At 68.1% G+C, this 19497-nt stretch carries 17 protein-coding genes; 6 read left to right on the forward strand and 11 right to left on the reverse strand.

All coding sequences use genetic code 11. The annotated features are described in order from the left end of the window. Positions 1-19: 19 nt before the first annotated feature. The gene (locus AC3B6C_RS13460) at positions 20-1186 is read right to left on the reverse strand and encodes a pyridoxal phosphate-dependent aminotransferase (protein ID WP_488373108.1); all 1167 of its coding nucleotides are present in this window, start codon (positions 1184-1186) and stop codon (positions 20-22) included. A 131-nt stretch (positions 1187-1317) separates the two neighbouring features. Between AC3B6C_RS13460 and AC3B6C_RS13465 the strand changes: the two genes are divergently transcribed. Continuing rightward, entirely contained in the window at positions 1318-2985 is a 1668-nt protein-coding gene (locus AC3B6C_RS13465) for a serine/threonine-protein kinase (protein WP_488373109.1), read from the forward strand. Positions 2986-2998: 13 nt separating this feature from the next. On the opposite strand, the gene AC3B6C_RS13470 is transcribed toward AC3B6C_RS13465, so the two are convergent. From AC3B6C_RS13470 to allB, 4 genes are all read right to left on the reverse strand, one after another. After that, entirely contained in the window at positions 2999-4669 is a 1671-nt protein-coding gene (locus AC3B6C_RS13470) for a DNA repair helicase XPB (protein WP_014925716.1), read from the reverse strand. 55 nt (positions 4670-4724) lie between these two features. Next, the gene (locus tag AC3B6C_RS13475; protein ID WP_488373111.1) at positions 4725-5657 is read right to left on the reverse strand and encodes an oxygenase MpaB family protein; all 933 of its coding nucleotides are present in this window, start codon (positions 5655-5657) and stop codon (positions 4725-4727) included. A 55-nt stretch (positions 5658-5712) separates the two neighbouring features. Beyond that, the gene (locus tag AC3B6C_RS13480; RefSeq protein WP_488373112.1) at positions 5713-8061 is read right to left on the reverse strand and encodes a helicase-associated domain-containing protein; all 2349 of its coding nucleotides are present in this window, start codon (positions 8059-8061) and stop codon (positions 5713-5715) included. Positions 8062-8134: 73 nt separating this feature from the next. Then, entirely contained in the window at positions 8135-9508 is a 1374-nt protein-coding gene (gene allB / locus AC3B6C_RS13485; protein WP_488373113.1) for an allantoinase AllB, read from the reverse strand. 247 nt (positions 9509-9755) lie between these two features. Here allB and AC3B6C_RS13490 point away from each other — a divergent pair, with 247 nt between their 5' ends. Together AC3B6C_RS13490 and AC3B6C_RS13495 are read left to right on the forward strand one after the other, a co-directional pair. Further along, positions 9756-11267 (forward strand): NCS1 family nucleobase:cation symporter-1, encoded by a 1512-nt coding sequence (locus tag AC3B6C_RS13490; RefSeq protein WP_010844166.1) that lies wholly within the window; start codon positions 9756-9758, stop codon positions 11265-11267. A gap of 21 nt (positions 11268-11288) precedes the next feature. Continuing rightward, a complete protein-coding gene (locus tag AC3B6C_RS13495) occupies positions 11289-12011 on the forward strand; it encodes an aspartate/glutamate racemase family protein (RefSeq protein ID WP_488373114.1) in 723 nt (240 codons plus the stop codon). On the opposite strand, the gene AC3B6C_RS13500 is transcribed toward AC3B6C_RS13495, so the two are convergent. Continuing rightward, on the reverse strand, positions 12008-12622 hold the full coding sequence (locus tag AC3B6C_RS13500) for a TIGR03086 family metal-binding protein (protein WP_488373115.1): 615 nt from the start codon (positions 12620-12622) through the stop codon (positions 12008-12010). The two genes, AC3B6C_RS13495 and AC3B6C_RS13500, sit on opposite strands and share 4 nt — an antisense overlap. Positions 12623-12719: 97 nt before the next feature. Here AC3B6C_RS13500 and AC3B6C_RS13505 point away from each other — a divergent pair, with 97 nt between their 5' ends. After that, the gene (locus AC3B6C_RS13505) at positions 12720-13484 is read left to right on the forward strand and encodes an alpha/beta fold hydrolase (RefSeq protein ID WP_488373116.1); all 765 of its coding nucleotides are present in this window, start codon (positions 12720-12722) and stop codon (positions 13482-13484) included. Between the two features lie 13 nt (positions 13485-13497). Here the strand turns inward: AC3B6C_RS13505 and AC3B6C_RS13510 are convergent, their stop codons facing one another. Both AC3B6C_RS13510 and AC3B6C_RS13515 read right to left on the reverse strand, forming a co-directional pair. Further along, on the reverse strand, positions 13498-13905 hold the full coding sequence (locus tag AC3B6C_RS13510) for an STAS domain-containing protein (RefSeq protein ID WP_488373117.1): 408 nt from the start codon (positions 13903-13905) through the stop codon (positions 13498-13500). 158 nt (positions 13906-14063) lie between these two features. Continuing rightward, on the reverse strand, positions 14064-14462 hold the full coding sequence (locus AC3B6C_RS13515) for a hypothetical protein (RefSeq protein ID WP_488373118.1): 399 nt from the start codon (positions 14460-14462) through the stop codon (positions 14064-14066). A gap of 100 nt (positions 14463-14562) precedes the next feature. Here AC3B6C_RS13515 and AC3B6C_RS13520 point away from each other — a divergent pair, with 100 nt between their 5' ends. Next, a complete protein-coding gene (locus AC3B6C_RS13520; RefSeq protein ID WP_488373119.1) occupies positions 14563-14961 on the forward strand; it encodes a winged helix-turn-helix transcriptional regulator in 399 nt (132 codons plus the stop codon). 142 nt (positions 14962-15103) lie between these two features. Then, entirely contained in the window at positions 15104-16531 is a 1428-nt protein-coding gene (locus AC3B6C_RS13525) for an HNH endonuclease (RefSeq protein WP_488373120.1), read from the forward strand. On the opposite strand, the gene AC3B6C_RS13530 is transcribed toward AC3B6C_RS13525, so the two are convergent. From AC3B6C_RS13530 to AC3B6C_RS13540, 3 genes are read right to left on the reverse strand one after another with little or no spacing between them, the layout of a single operon-like run. Beyond that, positions 16517-17122 (reverse strand): LGFP repeat-containing protein, encoded by a 606-nt coding sequence (locus tag AC3B6C_RS13530; protein WP_488373121.1) that lies wholly within the window; start codon positions 17120-17122, stop codon positions 16517-16519. The two genes, AC3B6C_RS13525 and AC3B6C_RS13530, sit on opposite strands and share 15 nt — an antisense overlap. Before the next feature lie 33 nt (positions 17123-17155). Then, entirely contained in the window at positions 17156-18094 is a 939-nt protein-coding gene (locus AC3B6C_RS13535; protein ID WP_488373122.1) for a TAXI family TRAP transporter solute-binding subunit, read from the reverse strand. A 9-nt stretch (positions 18095-18103) separates the two neighbouring features. Next, a complete protein-coding gene (locus AC3B6C_RS13540; RefSeq protein WP_055477147.1) occupies positions 18104-19495 on the reverse strand; it encodes an MFS transporter in 1392 nt (463 codons plus the stop codon). Between the last annotated feature and the right edge of the window lie 2 nt (positions 19496-19497).

Raw genomic sequence — 19497 nt, forward strand, 5'->3', positions numbered from 1 at the left:
CTCGCACCTCAGGCGGCAGTCAGAGTCGGCGTAGCCGCTCGGCGGCCTCGGCGATCACGTCGTCGCGTTTGGCGAAGGCGAATCGGGGCAGATGGTGCCAGGGCTCGCGGTCGTCGGTGAACACACTCACCGGCACCGCGGCGACGCCGATGCGTTCGGGTAGCGATCGGCAGAATTCGATGCCGTCGTCGACGCCGAGCGGCCGTGGGTCGGCGCAGACGAAATACGTTGCCTCGCTCCGGTGTACCGCGAAACCCGCATCGGTCAGGGCGGTCGAGATCAGGTCGCGTTTGGCCTGCAGTGCCAGCGCGGACTCGCGTACCCAACCCATTTCGTGGTCCAGGGCGTGCGCCACCGCGGGCTGGAACGGTCCGGAGCCGACGTAGGACATGTACTGCTTGGCCGTTCGTGCCGCGGCGACGAGTTCGGACGGTCCGCTCACCCAGCCGACCTTCCAGCCGGTGCAGTTGAAGGTCTTCGCGGCGCTGGAGATCCGCAGCGTGCGTTCCCGCATCCCCGGCAGCGTCGCCAGCGGGGTGTGGGTCCGCCCGTCGAAGACGAGGTGTTCGTAGACCTCGTCGGTGACGACAACCACGTCGTGTTCGACGCACAGCCGGGCGATCTCGGCGAGATCGTCGGGCGACAGGACGGTGCCCGTCGGGTTGTGCGGGCTGTTCACCAGTACCATCGACGTCTTCGGCCCGAAGGCCGCGGCGAGACGATCGCGGTCCAGGCGGAAACCGTCGCCGTCGGGGACCAGCGGTACGACGCGCCGCACACCCCCGGCCATCGCGACGGTGGCGGCGTAGGCGTCGTAGTACGGCTCGATCATGATGACCTCGTCGCCCGGTTCCACCAGCCCGACGACGGCGCCCGCGATCGCCTCGGTCGCCCCGACGGTGATCAGCACCTCGCGGTCCGGGTCGTAGTCCAGGCCGTACAGGTCGTGTTGCTGCCGCGCGACGGCGTCACGCAACTCCGGCACCCCGATCCCCGGCGGATACTGATTGCGCCCGTCGGTGATGGCCTTCCGTGCGGCGTCGAGCATCGACGCCGGCCCGTCGGTGTCCGGGAAGCCCTGTCCGAGGTTCACGGCGTCGTGCTCGACCGCCAGCGCCGACATCTCGGCGAAGATCGTCGTGGCGAACGGACGCAGGCGGCGGGTTGTCCTGTCCTCGAATGACATGGATCCCACAGTGGCACAGGTGCACTCTGCGAGGACACCGGACCTGTCCCGAACTGCGGGTTCGACGGGGTCGCGGTGGGTGCTGCCGGAGTGACAGACTGACCCCAGTCGCCGACGGATGAGGAGGAGCGATGCCGCGCAATCCCGGCGAGCACTTCGCCGGCTACACCATCATCCGACTCGTCGGCCGCGGCGGGATGGGCGAGATCTATCTCGCGAGACACCCGCATCTGCCGCGTAACGAGGCGCTCAAAGTCCTGCCCGCCGATCTCAGCCGTGACCCGATGTACCGGCAGCGCTTCGTCAAAGAAGCCGAGCACGCCTCGAGTGTCGTGCACCCGGCGATCGTGACGATCTTCAACTCCGGCGAGTACGACGGCCACCTGTGGATCGCGATGGAGTACATCGACGGCATCGATGCACTCAAGTTGCTTGGGCAGAACCCGCAGGGGCTCGACACCCCGACGGTGATCGCCATCGTGCGTGCCGTCGGCGCGGCGCTGGACCGCGCGCACGCGACCGGACTCCTGCATCGCGACGTCAAACCGGCCAACATCCTGCTCCAGGGCGTGGGTGGCCCGGAGCCGCGAGTGTTGCTCGCGGACTTCGGGATCGCCAAATCCGAACAGGACGTCAGCCACCTCACCTCGACCAACGTCTTCCTCGGCACCGTCGCCTACGCGGCCCCCGAGCAGTTGCTCGGCGATCCGGTGGACCCGCGGGCGGACCAGTACGCCCTCGCCGCCACCGTCTTCGAACTGCTGACCGGCCGGCCGCCGTTCCAGGGTGCGAGCACCGCGTCGATCATCGCCCATCACCTGCAGTCGATGCCGCCGCGCCCGTCGACCCTGCGCCCGGGCATCTCGGGCAGCGTCGACGCGGTGTTCGGTCGCGCGCTCGCGAAGGAGCCCGACCGCCGCTACGGGTCCTGCCGCGAGTTCGCCGCGGACCTCGAACGCGCGCTCACGGCACCGCAGCTGTCCAAGGAGCCGACGGTGCGTGCACCGGCGCGCGTGCCACCGCCTGTGCCGGTTCCGGGACCGCCGGCGAGCCATCCACCTGGACCGCAACCGTATTCGAACCATCTCCCGCCGCCCGGTGCGTATCCCGGCGGGTATCCCTCGCAGGCCGGCTTCGCGCCGCCCCCGCCGAAGAAGCGGTCCGGGCTGCTGATCGCCCTGGGCTCGCTCGCGGCGATCCTCGTCCTCGCGATCGCCGCCGGGGTCGTGTACGTCGCGACGCAGGTGTCGAGTGCGCCGTCCGCGGGCGGCACCTCGACGTCGCGATCCACCACGGCCGCCGGGCCGGAGACCACCACCTCCGCTGCGGGCACCTCGGCGCCCCGCACGCCCGACACCTCGACCTCGGCGGTCAACGGGCCAGGCGACGTGCAGGTCGGCGAATGCATCGGCATCGCCACCGATTCCGGGTCCGCGACGAGTGTGAACGCCTCGAAGGTCGACTGCGATTCAGCCGGTCTCAACTTCTACACCGCGTCGAAGATCGCCTCGTCGACGTCGTGCGCGAGCCCGCAGAATTCGACGCTCACCTTCCCGGACAGCACCGACAAGCTCTGTCTCACACCGAATTTCTACGAGGACCTCTGTTATCTGGTGCCGCTCTCGGGTGGTTCCCTCGCCGACTATCGGGAAGCCCCGTGCGCGAGCGCCGCGACGGCGCAGACGGTCCTCGCCCGTGTCACCACGCGCTCGGACGCCTCGGTGACCTGCTCCGGCGACGAGACCAAATGGGTCTTCTACGAGCCGGAGTCGATCGGGTACTGCCTCGTCGAGACGTGAGGAGCGGGGGGGCTCAGTCCGCGGACGTCGTGTCACCGATCGTCGGGCCGAGGAGGTCGTCGGCGTCGGTGATGCGGTAGGCGTAACCCTGCTCGGCGAGGAACCGCTGGCGGTGGGCCGCGTAGTCGGCGTCGAGGGTGTCGCGGGAGACCACGGAGTAGAAGTGCGCCTGTCCGCCATCGCGTTTCGGACGCAGCAGCCGGCCGAGGCGCTGTGCCTCTTCCTGACGTGAGCCGAAGGTCCCCGACACCTGCACCGCGACCGACGCCTCGGGGAGGTCGATGGAGAAGTTCGCCACCTTCGAGACCACGAGGGTCTGCAACTCGCCGGAACGGAACCGGTCGAACAGCACTTCGCGTTCCTTGTTCTTGGTCGAACCCTGGATGACCGGAGAGTCGAGCTCGCGACCGAGCTCTTCCAGCTGATCGATGTAGGCACCGATGATCAGAGTCTGCTGGCCCTGGTGCTTGTCGAGGATCGCCTTGACCACATTGACCTTGGTGTGTGCCGTCGAGCAGAGCTTGTACTTCTCCTCGGGCTCGGCGACCGCGTACTGCAGACGCTCCTCGTCGGTCAGGGTCACGCGCACCTCGACGCAGTCGGCCGGGGCGATCCAGCCCTGCGCCTCGATGTCCTTCCACGGTGCGTCGTAGCGCTTGGGGCCGATGAGGCTGAAGACGTCGCCCTCGCGGCCGTCCTCGCGGACCAGGGTCGCGGTGAGACCGAGTCGACGGCGCGACTGCAGGTCGGCCGTCATCCGGAAGACGGGAGCGGGGAGCAGGTGGACCTCGTCGTAGATGATCAGGCCCCAGTCGCGCGAATCGAACAGGTCGAGATTGCGGTACTCGCCCTTCGACTTCCGCGTCATCACCTGATACGTCGCGATCGTGACCGGTCGGATTTCCTTGCGCTCGCCCGAGTACTCGCCGATCTCTTCCTCGGTGAGCGTCGTCCGCGCGATGAGTTCGCGTTTCCACTGACGGCCCGCGACCGTGTTGGTCACCAGGATCAGCGTCGTCGCGCCGGCCTTGGCCATCGCCGCCGCGCCGACCATCGTCTTGCCCGCCCCGCAGGGGAGAACCACCACGCCGGAGCCGCCGGCCCAGAACGAGTCGGCAGCCATCTCCTGGTAATCGCGCAGCTGCCAGTCGTCCTGGGCGAGCTCGATGGCGTGCGCCTCGCCGTCGACGTACCCGGCCAGGTCCTCGGCGGGCCACCCCACCTTCAGCAGCACCTGCTTGAGGCGACCACGCTCCGACGGATGCACGATGACGGTGTCGTCGTCGATGCGCGCGCCCAGCATCGGTGCCACCTTCTTGTTGCGCATCACCTCGATGAGGACAGCCTGGTCGAAGCTGACGAGGGTGAGGCCGTGCGCCGGGTGCTTCACCAGCTGGAGCCGGCCGAACCGCCCCATGGTGTCCACGACGTCCATCAGCAGCGGCTGGGGCACCGCGTAGCGCGAGTACGTCACGAGGGCGTCGACGACCTGTTCGGCGTCGTGACCTGCGGCGCGGGCGTTCCACAGCGCGAGCGGGGTGACCCGGTAGGTGTGGACGTGCTCGGGGGCACGTTCGAGTTCGGCAAAGGGTGCGATCGCCGCGCGCGCCGCCGCGGCGTCGGGGTGATCCACCTCGAGCAGCAGCGTCTTGTCGGATTGCACGATCAGGGGTCCGTCGGTCACCCGGTCCATTGTCCAGAAAGCACCGACGGTTGTCAGCGACGGGGCACGATGTGGGTCAGAACACGGGGATTCCGAGCTTGCGTCGAACCCGCAGGTCCACCAGGTTGAGCCGGAAGATCCCGCGCAGCACGGGCGCCACCAGGGGGTCCACGAGACGGAATCCGGCGAGCGCCCGCTGGTACCGGCGCTCGTCGCGTTCGGTCCACCGCCACCGCATCATCTCGCGGAACTCCGGCGGGAGACCGGCCTTGATCGCGTAGGCGAGCGACGATCCGAGCGTGATGTGCGCGAGCGTGCCGAGCGGGCCCACGCGGTACTCCAGGAACGACAGGTCGGCGAGGCTGCGCAGCTCGTCCCGGACCGGGTCGTCGATCCGCAGCGAGGCCAGTTCGGCGTTCCAGTAGACGAGGAGGTCGTCGTAGGTCGCCGGCCACCTCTCGCGGGGCACGTTGAGTGCGGTGCCCAGCGGGTGCGCCTGGGTCAGCACCATCTCCTTCTCCTCGGCACTCAAGGGGCCGTAGAGCAGTTCGTACTGGTCGATGAAGTATTTGAGCAGGCACACCGCGACCCACAGCTGCAGACGCGAGTCGTTCCCGCTGTAGCGCACGGGACTCGTCGCGGTCGAGTACACCTGGTCGTGGACGCGACCGACGGCGTCGTGGATGTAGGCCTTGTCGTCGTCGGTGCCCATCAGTGCGACGGCGAGGAACGTCCCGGTGGTCCGCCCGCGTTTGATGGGCCGCTTGATCGCGTTGCCCGACGGTACCCGGCTCTCGTGGACGCCGTAACCGACCTTCGGGTTGGCCAGCTGCATGATCACGTTGGCGCCGGCGAGCGAGGGCCCGATGGCGGTGACCAGATCGGCCGGTCGCGTCACCCGGGGACGTTTGCGCGAGGGTTTCATCCGGGCGACGAAGTCGTGCTGATAGGTGTCGGCGACAGAGCCGTCGAGATGGTCACCTGCGGGGAGGTCGCGTGCCGCGGTCATACCCGAGCTTACCAAGGATGAGACGTCTGTCACAGTACGTCTCTATCGGCCGGATTCAGGCGTCGAGGAGCTCGACACTGGTGAGCCGGTGCAGCGAGAATCGCTGCTCGTCGTCGCTGCCCTCCTCGACGGCCACCAGCTGGCCCGCGCCGAGGATCTTCGGCGTCACCACGTGCCGGCTCGCCGAACCCTGCGCGTCGACGTACCCCACGCGCAGCCTGCGGTTGGCGCGGAGGGCGAGCTGGATGAGCGCGGTGGCGGATTCGCCCCCGCCCGTGGCCCGGACCGGGGTCGTCGAGGCCGCGCCGCGAACCGGGGTCGCCGCCGCCGCGCGGTCGGTCGAGCGGATGCGGGTGACCACCGACCGCAGCTGCGCCTCCGACGGCGCGTTGCGTCGCGGTTGGCTCTGCCGCCGCGCCCGCGACACCGTGACCCGGCTGCCCCGCTCGCGCAGATCGACCAGGGCGCCCGACGAATCCTCGCCTGCCGGAGCGAATCCCGCCGCCCGCAACTGGTCGATGACGTCGCGGACCTCCGACGGTGAGACCGCCACCGTCGGCGCCAGTGCGCGTAGTGCGAGCGGCTCGGCGGCCGCACTGCGCAACACCGCGGCCAGCACCGTCGGATCCTCGCAACGGATGAACGCCGACGCCACGCCCACGCGCAACTGGCCGTGTCTGCGGGCGACGTCCTCGATGAGATACGTGAGCGACTGTGGCACCGGGGTTCTCGAGTGCGTCGTGAACATCGACAGCAGTTCGTTGCTGCTGCGGCCCGCGTCCAGGGCCCGGCGCACGCTCTCCGGCGAGACCCGGTAGACCGACGCCGCACCGCCGGACTCGAGGTCGGCGACGAGCTCGACCTGCTCGGCGAGTTCCGACGTCATCGGGCCGGGGACGGTCAACGTCAGGTCGGCCTGCGTCAGGAAGTGGTCCACCGGCTCGGGCAGAGCCTTGCGCATCGCGGCGAGTACCGCGGCATCGACGTCGGCGGGATCGGAGTCCGGCGATTCCTCGACGGTGTACGCGCGGCCGACCGTGGTCAGGGCATCGTGCGCGACAAGGCCCAACTCCCTTGCCTCACGCAGTGTTTCGCCGACGACGCGGCGACTGAAACGGCGGATCTGGCGGGGCCGGTGCCAGTGGAGGTTGGCGAGGACGGTGTCGGCCGGCACCCCCACCGCGGCGCCCGCGTGGGCGAGTGTGGACAGGATCAGCTGCCGCTGCACCGGCGCGTAGGCGTCGTGCAGGTCGGCGGCCAGGGTGGGCAGCGCGTTGCCGTCCCGATCGGGTTCGCCGACCTGCCAGGCTCGGCGCGGCATGTGCATCCACGCATCGGCCAGTGCGAGCCATTGACGCTCCCGCGGCTGGTGCAGCCAGGTGTCGGCGGTGGAGGTGGGCGCGAACGACTGCTCACCGGAATCGTTGGGCGGCGCGGGTTCCGGGAAGCCCGCGTCGATGAGCCGCAGGTAGGCGGCGAGTTCGATCAGGAACGCGACCCGCTGCGTCTCGAGACCGGTCAGCTTCGCCAGGCGTCGCAACTCGCGGACGCCGAGAGCGCCGGAACGCAGCACCGCCGCCGGCGTCGCCCCGAGGATCGTGATCAGCTGGGTGAGGTGACGGATGAGCTCGAGTGCCTCGCCGCCGGCCGCAGCGTCGACCGCCTTGGCCCCGAAACGCGGCTTCGCACCGGGATCGTGCAGCGGCGGTGGCGTGAGAACATCGGTGCGCCAAGCGGGTTCGTCACGGAGGACGGCGCCCACCATCGGCGGAAGCTCGACCGTCTGGTCGTCGACGCGGGCCAGCAGTCCCGACGAGATGAGGCGCGCGACCGGGGACTCCGGGTCGGCGTCGGGTGCCGCGTCGCGACTCCGGCCGAGGGCCGGTCCGCGTGCGAGGGTCTGCAGCAGGCCGAGCGGACGCTCGTCGAGACCGGCGATCATCTCGGCGATCTCCTCGCCGGAACGGCCGACGAGAGGTCCGGTGAGATGCCTGCCTTTCCAGGGCATCGCGGATGCGACGTGCTCGCCCGCGCACAGGGATGAGTCCTCACCCCAGAGAATCGCGCGGCGCCGGAGGACATCGATCCGCGCCCGCACAGCGTCGGCGTCGGCCCGGCCGGACAAGGCCTTGACCACTGTGGCGACCGACGGGCGTCTGGCCTTCCCGGTACTGCGGCTGTGGCGGGCGATGATCTCCTCGAGCACCGCGACCGCGAGAACGTCGAGGTCCTCGCCCGCCAGGGACAGCGACGCCGCCGACAACGCCCGCTGGGCGAGCACGCGGGTGCCCGACGGCGTCGGCGAGGCGAGGTCGGGGCGTTCGAGGAGGAGCTCGGTCAGCGCGTCGTCGGAACGCGCGGCCAACTCATCGGCCAGGCCGGTGTGCTGGTCATCCGAACTCATTCGATCGAGCTTACCGGCGGCCTTCGACGGGGCTCAGGCAGCGGGGACCGGGGCTCAGGCAGCAGGGGGGAGGTCAGACGTCGCCGCGGCGGAGCATCCGCCCGCGGGCGGTCTCGAAGTCCACCTTCTGACCGCGCACCCAGGTTCCCTTGACCACACCGGCGAGTGCCCGACCGTCGTACGGGCTGACCGGGTTCTTGTGGTGGAGCCGGTTGACGTCGACGATCTGCGCGGACTCCGGCTCGAAGATCGCGAAGTCGGCGTCGCACCCGAGAGCGATGCGACCCTTGGTCGGCAAACCGGCGAGATCCGCTGGCCGCGACGCCATCCACTCGATCACCTGCGGCAGGTCGATGCCGCGCTTCTTGGCCTCCGACCAGATGAGCGACAGTCCGAGCTGCAACGACGCCACTCCACCCCACGCGACCCCGAAGTCGCCGTTCTCGGGATCCTTGAGATCGACGGTCGACGGCGAGTGGTCGGAGACGATGCAGTCGATCGTGCCGTCGAGCAGTCCCTCCCACAGCAGTTCGCGGTTGCCGGCCTCGCGGATCGGCGGGCAGCACTTGAAGGCCGTCGCGCCGTTGGGCACCTCCTCGGCGAGCAGGGTCAGGTAGTGCGGGCAGGTCTCGACGGTGATCTTCACACCGTCGCGCTTCGCGCTGGCCAGCATCGGCAGGGCATCCGAGGACGACAGGTGGAGCACGTGGGCGCGGACCCCGGTCCAGCGTGCGCGCTCGATCACTTCGGCGATCGCGAGATTCTCGGCGCCGCGCGGCCGCGATGCGAGGAATCGCTGGTACTCGTCACCTTCGGGTGACGGTGCCTTGTCGATGGCCCGGGAATCCTCGGCGTGGACGATCATCAGCGAGTCGAACTCGGCGAGCGTGGCCATGTCGGCTTCCATCTCGTCGGCCGTCAGGTGCGGGAACTCGTCCACTCCGGAGTGCAGCAGGAAGCACTTGAACCCGAACACACCCGCGTCGTGCAGGCCGCGCAGGTCTTTCTCGTTGCCGGGGATGGCCCCACCCCAGAAGCCGACGTCGATGTGGGTCTTCCCCTGCGCGGCAGCGCGCTTCTCGGCCAGGGCGTCGACGTTGACCGTCGGCGGGATCGAGTTGAGCGGCATGTCGATGAGAGTGGTGACGCCGCCGGCGGCGGCCGCGCGGGTGGCCGAGTCGAAACCCTCCCACTCGGTGCGGCCGGGCTCGTTGACGTGCACGTGCGTGTCCACCAGCCCGGGGATCATCACCTGATCGTCGGCCAGCTCGACGATCTCGGTGCCCACGAGTCCGCTTCCGAGCGGCTCGATGGCGACCACCCGACCGTCGCGGATCCCGATCTCGCGGGCCACGATGCCGGCCGTGGTCAGCGTCTGCTCACCCCGCACGACCAGGTCGAACGGTGTGTCTGAGAAGGGGGCCGGGGCATCGGGTGCTGCGGTCATGGGGCGGGACTCCTTGCTGGTCGCCGTATCCTGGGTCGATCCAGAGCCTAACCCAGGTTATTCCTCATCATGGAATGAACTGCTGTGATTTCGGAACTCAACTCGCGAGTAGCGCGGTGTCGTGCTATTGACAACGCCCTCGATCGTCAGGCTAACTGTCTCAAACGCGGAATCTTCATTCCACATTACGGAACTCCGCGAGTGTAGGAGCGCGGTCATCGTCGACCGTCCGACCGAAAGTGCAGAGATGAGCACTGAGCAGCACACAATTCCCGTCGGTGAGAACGCCTCCGGTGCCACCGGAGCCGTCCCGGACGGGTTGAGCCCGAAGCTCTACAACGACGACCTGGCGCCCACGAGCCGCGTCGGCCGTCGCTGGAGCAGCTACAACATCTTCACCCTGTGGGCCAACGACGTCCACAGTCTCGGCAACTACGCCTTCGCCATCGGACTCTTCGCGCTCGGGCTCGGTGGGTGGCAGATCCTGACGGCGCTCGTGCTGGGCGGCGTCTTCCTCTTCCTGCTGCTGAATCTCTCCGGGTTCATGGGCGAGAAGACCGGCGTGCCCTTCCCGGTCATGAGCCGCATCTCGTTCGGCATCCGGGGAGCCCAGATCCCCGCCCTCATCCGTGGCGGTGTGGCGATCGCATGGTTCGGCATCCAGACCTACCTCGCGTCCGTCGTGCTCCGGATCATGCTCGTCGCACTGTTCCCGGGGGCCGCCGACCTGGACACCAACCGCTTCCTCGGGCTCTCGACCCTGGGCTGGATCTCCTTCGTGTCGCTGTGGGTGATCCAGGTGATCATCGTCAGCTACGGCATGGAGATGATCCGTCGCTACGAGGCCTTCGCCGGCCCGGTCATCCTGATCACGATGGTGGCGCTGGCCATCTGGATGCTCGGCAACGCCGACTGGACCATCGCGTGGTCGACGCCCGACTCACTGACCGGTGTGGACATGTGGCTCCAGATCATCGGCGGAGCCAGCCTCTGGGTCGCGATCTACGGCACCTTCGTCCTCAACTTCTGCGACTTCACGCGCAACGCGGAATCGCGAAAAGCCATCGTGCGCGGCAACTTCTGGGGTATCCCGCTCAACATGCTGCTCTTCGGCGGGATCGTGATCGTCCTGGCCGGTGCGCAGTTCCGGATCAACGGCACGGTCATCGAGTCGCCGTCGGACATCGTCCAGACCGTCCCCAACACCTTCCTCTTGGTGCTGGCCTGCCTGGCCCTGCTGATCCTCACCGTCGCGGTGAACCTCATGGCCAACTTCGTCGCGCCGATCTACGCGCTGTCCAATCTGTTCCCGCGTCATCTCGACTTCCGGCGCGCAGCGCTTGTCGCCGCGATCATCGGACTGGTCATCCTGCCGTGGAACCTCTACAACTCGCCCGCGGTGATCAACTACTTCCTCGGCGGACTCGGAGCGCTGCTCGGCCCGCTGTTCGGCATCGTGATGGCCGACTACTGGCTCGTCCGCCGCTCGCGGATCGACGTGCCCGCGTTGTTCACCGAAGCGCCGGACGGCGCCTACCATTACCGCAACGGTGTGAACCCGCGGGCGATCGCCGCACTGGTACCGACCGCCGCCATCGCCCTGGTGATGGCCTTTGTTCCGGCCTTCGAGGTGGTCTCGGAGTTCTCCTGGTTCATCGGCGCCGGTCTCGGCGCGGTCGTCTACCTGGCGGTCGCCGACCGTCGTGGACCGTTCGCCGAGGTGTCGGGGGAGCCGATCTCCGTCGCCAGCACCCACTGATCGCTGAAGGAGGACATCACCGTGCGCATCCTCGTCGCCAACGTCAACACCACCGTGTCGATGACCGAGGCCATTGCCGACTCGGCGCGTTCGGTCGCCTCGCCGGGGACCGAGATCGTCGGCATCACACCGCGTTTCGGCGCCGACTCGTGCGAGGGCAACTTCGAGTCCTACCTCGCCGCCCTCGCCGTGATGGACGCGGTCCTCGCGTATCCCGACCCGTATGACGCCGTGATCCAGGCGGGTTACGGCGAACACGGGCGGGAAGGACTACAGGAACTCCTCGAGGTCCCCGTCGTCGACATCACCGAAGCCGCGGCGTCGACGGCGATGTACCTGGGACACCGGTTCTCGGTCGTGACGACGCTGGACCGGACGGTCCCGCTCATCGAGGACCGGCTCAAGCTCGCCGGCCTCGACCAGCGCTGCGCCTCGGTCCGGGCGTCGGGACTCGGTGTGCTGGAACTCGAGTCGGACCCCGACAGGGCGGTCAAGGCGATCGTGGAACAGTCCACCCGTGCCGTCGTCGACGACCACGCCGAGGTGATCTGCCTCGGGTGTGGCGGGATGGCAGAGCTCGAGGAGCAGGTTCGCGAGGCGACCGGGGTCCCGATCGTCGACGGCGTCCGGTCGGCCGTCACCATCGCCGAAGGGCTTGTCCGGATGGGACTCTCGACGTCGAAGGTGAGGACCTACGCGCCCCCGCGGGAGAAGAAGATCACCGGCTGGCCGTTCAACCGCTAGCGCTGGAGAGTTTTCTGCGGCCACCGCGGATCCCGGCCGGCCAGACCGGCGAGCCGATCGGCGAGGGGTGCGTCGTCGGGTACCTCGACCACCGGTCCGAACATGCCGTCGCGCTCTTCCTGGGGCTGGGGTGGGTAATGGAAGTCGAAGACGACCTGGAGGATGTCGTCGGAGATGTCGAACGGGATGCCCATGGCACGTGCGATGTCCCAGCCGTGCAGCACCAGTTCCGACAGGGCGACCCGTCCCATGATCTCGGCGGGCAATTCGACGCCGCCGGCCTGGGTCATGCCCTCCCAGGCGTCCGGGTCGTCCCATGACTTCGCGAGGTCGTGCACGTGATGGCGCAGGTCGTCTCGCCACTCCGCCGGCAGGTGGCTTTGGTTTTGGGCCGGATCCGGCGGCGTGGAGGTCAACGGGCCGAAGTCCTTGCGCGCCGCGGCCGCGAACGCCTGCGACAGGCCGTCGACATGGGTCAGCAGCGCGGCGAGGTCCATGCCGGGACATGGTGTCGGGCGGTCCAGATCGGTGTCGGCGATCGTGGCGGTCATCGCGAGTAAGTGATCGGCGGCCGCCGATATCGATCGCGACTGGGTGGTGTCGGTGGGCATGGGACTCCCTCTCGTGGTGTGAGCACTCATCGGGGCTGACCCGCCCGACGCCGGTTTCTCATCGGTGGCGCACCGGATGTGCCCGTACTCTGACCGGGTGACCTCTCCGATTCGCGAGTACACGACCATCAGTCATCCACAACGGAAAACCCGTGTCTGGCATGAGATCCAGGGGGACGGCCGACCCGTCGTCCTGCTGCACGGTGCTTTCTCCGGCGCGTCGTCGTGGGGCGGGCAGGTGCCTGCCCTCGTCGAGGCGGGGTGGAAGGTGTTCTCTCCGGAGCGGCACGGCCATGGCCACAGCCCGGACGTGATGGACGAGTTCCACTATGCGGACATGGCCGAGGAGACGATCGCGTACCTTGACGAGGTCGTCGGCGGCCCCGCCGAGATCGTCGGGTGGAGTGATGGTGCGGTCGTCGGCGTGCTGGTGGCGCTGCGCCGGCCCGATCTGGTCCGTCATCTGGTCCTGATCGGTCAGTATTACAACAGTTCAGGGCGTGCCGTCGGTGGCATTCTCGATGCACTCGACACCGCCGACGACGAGCTGATGGGTTTCTTCGCGGCGGAGTACGCGTCCGAATCCCCGGACGGGGCGGACCATTTCCAGGTCGTGTTCGACAAGACGATGGCGATGATCAACTCCGAGCCCGAGATCGATCTCGGCGATCTGGCGGCGATCACCGCACCGACGCTGGTGATGCAGGGAGATCGAGACGAGGTGACTCTCGAGCACAGCCGCGACGTCGCCGCCGCCATACCGGGAGCCCGGTTGGCCGTGATCCCCGGGACGCACCTCATCCCGATCGAGGCGCCTCAGGCGGTGAATGCGGTGATCGTGCAGTTCTTGAGTGAGGAATGAGCGCGACGCCTTGTCAGTCCTGGGTCATCGCCGTGAAGGCGTCCGCCATCGAGGGGTGGAGTCCGAGTGTCTGATCGAGCCCGGACAGCCGCAAGGGCCGCGTAACCGCGGGATGTTCGGCGACGACGCCGAACCGGCCCCTCGGGGTGATGGCCGCGCGCGCGGCGAGGAGCGCAGCGATGCCGGAGGATGCGAGGAAATCGGTGGCGGTGAGATCGATGATCAGTCCGCGGGGTTGCTCGCTCACCGCTTCCAGAACAGCTGCGCCCAACCGCGGAACGGTGAGCAGATCGATGCTGCCGTGAGCGGTCAGGATGACGAGCTGATCGCGCTTCGTGGAGATCACCGCCAGTGCGCGACCTGCTGAGGAGGCGTCGTGGTCATCGTCGACGACCACCGGTTCGAACCTGTCTGCCTTCATGTAGCGCTCCCTGTCCGCTCGACATCGCCCATCGGTGAGATGGCAGCGCATCGAGATTCGCCTGTGCGGCTACGGCAGTTGGCTTCGCCGGTGCCTTCGGTGTGTCTCTCGGTATGACGTTCGGCGCCGTACGCGATACGGATTGCCACGGGGAAGCCTCATGCGCGCGGGCCGACGGTGGCGGCGTACGCGGCCACCGCCACCACACCGATGAGCAGCAGATACCACCCCGCGGCGTGGTGGAACGCCATCAGATAGAGCGCGGTCAGCGTCGCGGCGCAGACTGCCGCGGCCAGCACGGCCGGGAGCCATCGACCGTCCCGCAAGACGAGTATCGCGGCCTGGCACTGCAGCCCGAGATGGGTGAGCGTCAGGACCGCTCCGGCGCAGCCCGTCCCGACCCACCCGGGCACAGTGCCCAGGTCGTAAAGGGCTGCGGTCGCCGGCGTCGCCAGGACCGCGATCGAGCCCAGCCACGCCCGGATTGTCGGGGACGTGAAACGTGCGAAGTCGCGGTCTGCAGAAGCGCTCTCGCGTCGATCGACGGAACTGTGCATGACTTCTGTCTAACGCACTACGTGCATCGACGGTAGTATGCACAATATTGTCCATATGGACGAGAATGTCCACGAAAAGAGCCCCGGCGGGAGGTCAACGATGGACAGTGAGGGCGAGCCCACCCTGCGGGACCCGGTTCGACGTGCCTACGAGGTGTGTCCGGTCGAAGTGAGCGTCGCCGTTCTCGGCGGCTCCTGGAAGATGACCATCGTCAAGAACCTCCTCGAGGGGCCGATGAGGTACGGCGCTCTGGGGCGGGCGGTCGGTCCGGTGACGCCCCGAGTGCTCACCCGCCAGCTTCGTGAACTCGAAAGCGACGGCATCGTGCAGCGCACCGCCTTCCCGGAGGTCCCGCCCAGGGTCGAGTACTCGCTCACCGACCAGGGGCAGGCGCTGGGCCCGTTCGTGTCGGCGCTCAACGAGTGGGGGAAGAACTACGCGACCGAGGTCATCGAACCGAAAGTCGCTCGGCAGGGGAGCTTGGCGCCGGCACCGTAGTGTTCCGCGGAACACTCGTGACCTCGGGTTGAGGCCTAAGGATTGTCGGTGCTGGGCGATACCTTTCTCCTGTTCCTTTCGTTCGGATCTGGGGGTTGCTGTGGGGGTCAGTGCTTTTCGTTCGATCGGGGACTTTGCGTCGATGTTCGACGATGCGGATCCCGGGTCGTTGTCTGATGAGGTTCTCGAGGCGAGGGTGTTGGGGTATGCCGCGCAGATCACGGCGCTGACTGCGGATTTCCTTGAACTGGTGGGGGAATTGGACGAGCGGGAGTCGTGGTGGGGGCTGGGGATTCATTCACTGGCGCACTGGTTGTCGTGGAAGGCAGGCATTGCACCGCGAACGGCCCATGAGTACCTGAGAGTCGCAAAGGCGATACGAGAATTGCCGGTGATCCGTAAGGCGTTTGGCGAAGGCCGGTTGACGTATTCGAAGGTGCGCGCGTTGACGCGGGTGGCCACGCCGGAGCGTGAGCAGGAGTTGGTGAATCTCGCTCTGTCGTGCACGGCGAGTCAGTTGGATCGGGCGGTGCGGGCGATGGGCCAGATCGATCGTGATCGTGGCGTCGAGGAGGACAACCGGCCGCCGAAGGAGTCGACGGGCCGGTGGAAGTGGAATGCTGACGGGTCGTTGTCGGTGTCGTTGAGGTTGAGTCCGTTGGATGGGGCGCGGTTCCTGGCGGGTGCGGTGCGCGCGGAGTATGAACGCACCCGGACCTGCGGCGATGCGGATCTACCCACCGCCCAGAGTGTTCCGCGGAACACCGAACCGGAGTCGGGTGACGGCGAATTGGAGGTGGTTCCGTCGCGGCGTCGGGATCTGTGGCGGCAGGTGCCGTCGGATGTGGCGCCGGCGGTGGTGGCGATGGCCGACATGGTGCATGACGGGATCGCGATGCCTGATGTCGCGCCGGGTGCGGAGATCCTCATTCATGCCGGTGAGGGGGTGGAGCAGGCTCATCTCGATGATGGTCCGGCGTTGTCTGAGGTCGAGGTGGCCGAGGCTCGGTGCGGTGCGTCGACTCGAGATGTGGTCAGTCGCAGGGTTCCCGGGCAGCCGGGGAAGCTTGCGTTGTTGGGTGTGGGGCGTCGTCGGCGGACGCCGAACAAGGCGTTGGTGCGGGCGTTGTTTGTGCGGGATCGGCGTTGTCAGATGCCGGGGTGTGGTCGGACGCGTCATCTGCATGCTCATCATGTGCGGTGGTGGTCGGTGGGTGGGCGGACGGATCCGGACAATTTGATCTTGTTGTGCGGGTCGTGTCATCGGTCGTTGCATCGGGGTGAGTTCTCGATCACTGCGCACGGTCAGCAACGGTTCACGTTTCACGGCCCCGGCGGGGTCGAGATCGCGGTTGCTCCGCCGACGGTGAGACCCGCTGGGTGGCGGCCCGATTGGCGGGTCGGTGTGGAGGCGACGGTCCCGGTCGGTGGGGGTCGGATGGATCTGGGGTACACCACCGAGGTGCTCTACGCGGTATGGGAATGGAAGGAACGCAACAGTTCTCGCCGGGACCCGGTTGGACGCGGCGGCGTGAGTGCCAGTGTCGGGCAGGGTTTACTTCAGGCCTGAGGGCACGGTCTTGCCGTTGACCGTGACGGTCACCTCACCGGTCGTCGTGTTCTCGGAGATCTCGCCGTGTTCGAAGGTCACCACCTCGAGGTCACCGTCGACTGTCACGTCGCTCGTGGGCACGCCGAGAGGCCCGGCCGAGCCGTTGGTGCCGGTGAGTAGCGGTGTGCCGTCCGGTGCGCGCTCGGTGTTCCATGCGTCCCGGATCTTGCCGGAGGTGACGATGTACCCAGGTGTTGTGGGGTTGCTGTTCTTCGCGATGATCACTCCGCCGCGAAACTGTTGGTACACAACGCCACTCTCGCGGGTTCCGGCGTTGCGATCCCCGGTCAGCGGCTTGCCCAGGGCTGCCCGCTGTGCCTCTGTCGCCGAGCCGTACTTGACGGCGAGCGGACCGGTGAGGGTCACCTCGACGTCGTCCTCACCCATCACCGTCGTCTCGGTGGGCGTGGCATTCTCGGCGACAACCGTTGTCGCCGACGCGCTGGAGGACGAGTCGTCGGTGTCCGAGGTGCCGCAACCGGCGGCGATCAGCGTGACCACGAACAATCCGGCAACGAACTCGGCGCGACGGGATGCCACCTGCTTCATGCGCTCACCCTAGTGTGTGAACAGGCCGGCGGCTCAGCCGTGCCGACGGCGGTACTCTGCCGCGGCACCGGGGTGCAGGGGGACGGATCCGGTGAGAATCAACGATTGTGCGTCGAGGAACTGACTGCCGATCGCCTGAGCCGGCACGAGGTGCGCGGACTCGTCGAGCAGCAGGTCGACGATCGCCGCGGCGGTCGCGTCCGGCACGTCCCGGCGCGCGAGCAGGAGGTTGGCGACCCCGACGGTGGTGACCGCCGGATGCCGGCCGTAGATGTCGGCCGGGATGCGCACGGGCTCGTACGCGGGTCCGAACCGTCGTCGCAGGTCCGCCACCACGCCGCCGAGATCGAGCAGGGCGATCGGTACGCGCGGGTCGGTGAAGGCCGGGGTCGGCAGACCGCCCGCCCACATGACGGCATCGACCGCTCCCGAGGCGAGCGCGGCGCCGGCATCGCGCATCGTCTGCCGGACCGGCCGGATGTCGCGGGTGGGTGCGAGACCGGCCGCGGCGAGAACCCGCTCGGAGAGTCCCGCGGCGCCGGAACCGGGCGCTCCGACACTCACCACCCGCCCGCGCAGGTCGGCGACCGTCGCGATGGGTGCATCGGCGCGGACCGCCACCTGGAAGTAGTTCTCGTACACGCACCCGAGGGCGGTGAGCCGTGGATCGGCGCGCTCGACGGCCGTGTCGCTGAGGCTGAGGGCGAGTTCCGCGGAACCGTCCGCCAGCGCATCGAGGTTCTCGGCGGAGCCGCCGGACTGCCGAGGGTGGACCGGCGGCGCGCCGGATCGGTCGGCCGCCGCCGCGAGGAGGCCGGCGAACTCCCAGAAGAAACCCCCGGACTCTCCCGCCGCGAGCCGGACCGGCGCGCCGCGCTCGGTTCCGCAGGCGGACAGGAGAATCAGCGCACCCAGGCCACAGCCCCCGCGGAGCACGGTCCGCCGATCCACCGGCCCGAGCGCAAACGACATGGTGTCACCTTAGGCCCGCCGCGCGACGACCTCGGCGTCGACGAAGGCCCGACCCTGTTCGCGGTCGAGTGGCGTCTCCGCCTTGTTGCGCAGGACGAACACGTAGACCAGCAGCGACACCGCGATCACCGCGGTGACGTAGGCGATGAACCACGGGACGTGGCCGCCGTTCTTGGCCGCCTGGTAGATCAACGGTGCGGTCCCGCCGAACGCGGAGTTCGCGAGGGCATAACCGAGACCGACTCCCAGGGCCCGCACGTGCGACGGGAAGAGTTCGGCCTTCACGATCGCGTTGATCGAGGTGTAGCCGGTGAGGATCACATAGCCGACGGCGAGCAGGGTCAACGACGCAGCCACCGAGGTGGTCTGGGGCAGATAGGTGATCAGGACGTACGTGTACAGGACACCGCCGACGCCGAAGAAGATCAGGACCGGTTTGCGCCCGACCTTGTCGCTGATCATCCCGCCGATCGGCTGCAACATCATCAGGAACACCAATCCGATGAGGTTGATCCAGGTCCCGGTGCGACCGTGGTCTTCGTACGCCGTCTTGACGATGGCCGGCGCGTTGACGCTGTAGGTGTAGAAGGCGATGGTGCCACCGATGGTGACCAGGAAGCAGACCAGCAGGGGGCGCCAGTAGTGCAGGACGAGTTCACGAATAGATCCGGACTCGGAGTCGGCCCCGCTGCGCACGGCCTCCAACTGTTCCGGGGTGAGCGACTCGTCCATGCTGCGGCGAAGCCAGAAGACGACGACGGCCGCGACGCCGCCGATGAGGAACGCGATGCGCCAACCGAAGTCGGAGATCTGGTCCTTGTCGAGGAACACCTGCATCACGAGCAGGGTCAGCTGTGCCAGCACGTGTCCGCCGATCAGCGTCACGTACTGGAACGACGAGAAGAAGCCGCGACGCTCGCGGGTGGCCGCCTCGGACATGTAGGTGGCCGACGCGCCGTACTCACCGCCGGTGGCGAATCCCTGCACCAATCGACAGAGCACCAGGATGACCGCCGCCCACACGCCGATCGACTCCCGCCCCGGTGTCAGCGCGATGGCCAGGGAGCACGCCGCCATCAACGACACGCTGAAGGTCAGCGCCGCGCGTCGGCCCCGACGGTCGGCGTACCGGCCGAAGAACCAGGAGCCGACCGGCCGCATCAGGAAGGTGACGGCGAAGATGGCGTACACGTAGACGGTCGAGTTCTTGTCGGCCGGATCGAAGAACTGGCTCTCGAAGTACGTCGCGAACACCGTGTAGACGTAGACGTCGTACCACTCGACGAGGTTGCCGGAGGACCCGCGCAAGGTGTTGAGCACGGCGCGGCGGGTGGCTGCGGGCGACGAGCTCGGTGGTGCGCTCCGTGCGTCCGCGGGGTGCCGGGTGGGCGAGTCGGTCATCG

The sequence above is a fragment of the Gordonia sp. 11cp genome, from assembly GCF_057767225.1.

Bases quoted from the DNA above. Each gene is read 5' to 3' on its own strand.
- AC3B6C_RS13460 (WP_488373108.1), bottom strand. From the start codon at position 1,186: ATGTCATTCGAGGACAGGACAACCCGCCGCCTGCGTCCGTTCGCCACG.
- AC3B6C_RS13465 (WP_488373109.1), top strand. From the start codon at position 1,318: ATGCCGCGCAATCCCGGCGAGCACTTCGCCGGCTACACCATCATCCGA.
- AC3B6C_RS13475 (WP_488373111.1), bottom strand. From the start codon at position 5,657: ATGACCGCGGCACGCGACCTCCCCGCAGGTGACCATCTCGACGGCTCT.
- AC3B6C_RS13480 (WP_488373112.1), bottom strand. From the start codon at position 8,061: ATGAGTTCGGATGACCAGCACACCGGCCTGGCCGATGAGTTGGCCGCG.
- allB (WP_488373113.1), bottom strand. From the start codon at position 9,508: ATGACCGCAGCACCCGATGCCCCGGCCCCCTTCTCAGACACACCGTTC.
- AC3B6C_RS13490 (WP_010844166.1), top strand. From the start codon at position 9,756: ATGAGCACTGAGCAGCACACAATTCCCGTCGGTGAGAACGCCTCCGGT.
- AC3B6C_RS13500 (WP_488373115.1), bottom strand. From the start codon at position 12,622: ATGCCCACCGACACCACCCAGTCGCGATCGATATCGGCGGCCGCCGAT.
- AC3B6C_RS13510 (WP_488373117.1), bottom strand. From the start codon at position 13,905: ATGAAGGCAGACAGGTTCGAACCGGTGGTCGTCGACGATGACCACGAC.
- AC3B6C_RS13515 (WP_488373118.1), bottom strand. From the start codon at position 14,462: ATGCACAGTTCCGTCGATCGACGCGAGAGCGCTTCTGCAGACCGCGAC.
- AC3B6C_RS13520 (WP_488373119.1), top strand. From the start codon at position 14,563: ATGGACAGTGAGGGCGAGCCCACCCTGCGGGACCCGGTTCGACGTGCC.
- AC3B6C_RS13525 (WP_488373120.1), top strand. From the start codon at position 15,104: ATGTTCGACGATGCGGATCCCGGGTCGTTGTCTGATGAGGTTCTCGAG.
- AC3B6C_RS13530 (WP_488373121.1), bottom strand. From the start codon at position 17,122: ATGAAGCAGGTGGCATCCCGTCGCGCCGAGTTCGTTGCCGGATTGTTC.
- AC3B6C_RS13535 (WP_488373122.1), bottom strand. From the start codon at position 18,094: ATGTCGTTTGCGCTCGGGCCGGTGGATCGGCGGACCGTGCTCCGCGGG.
- AC3B6C_RS13540 (WP_055477147.1), bottom strand. From the start codon at position 19,495: ATGACCGACTCGCCCACCCGGCACCCCGCGGACGCACGGAGCGCACCA.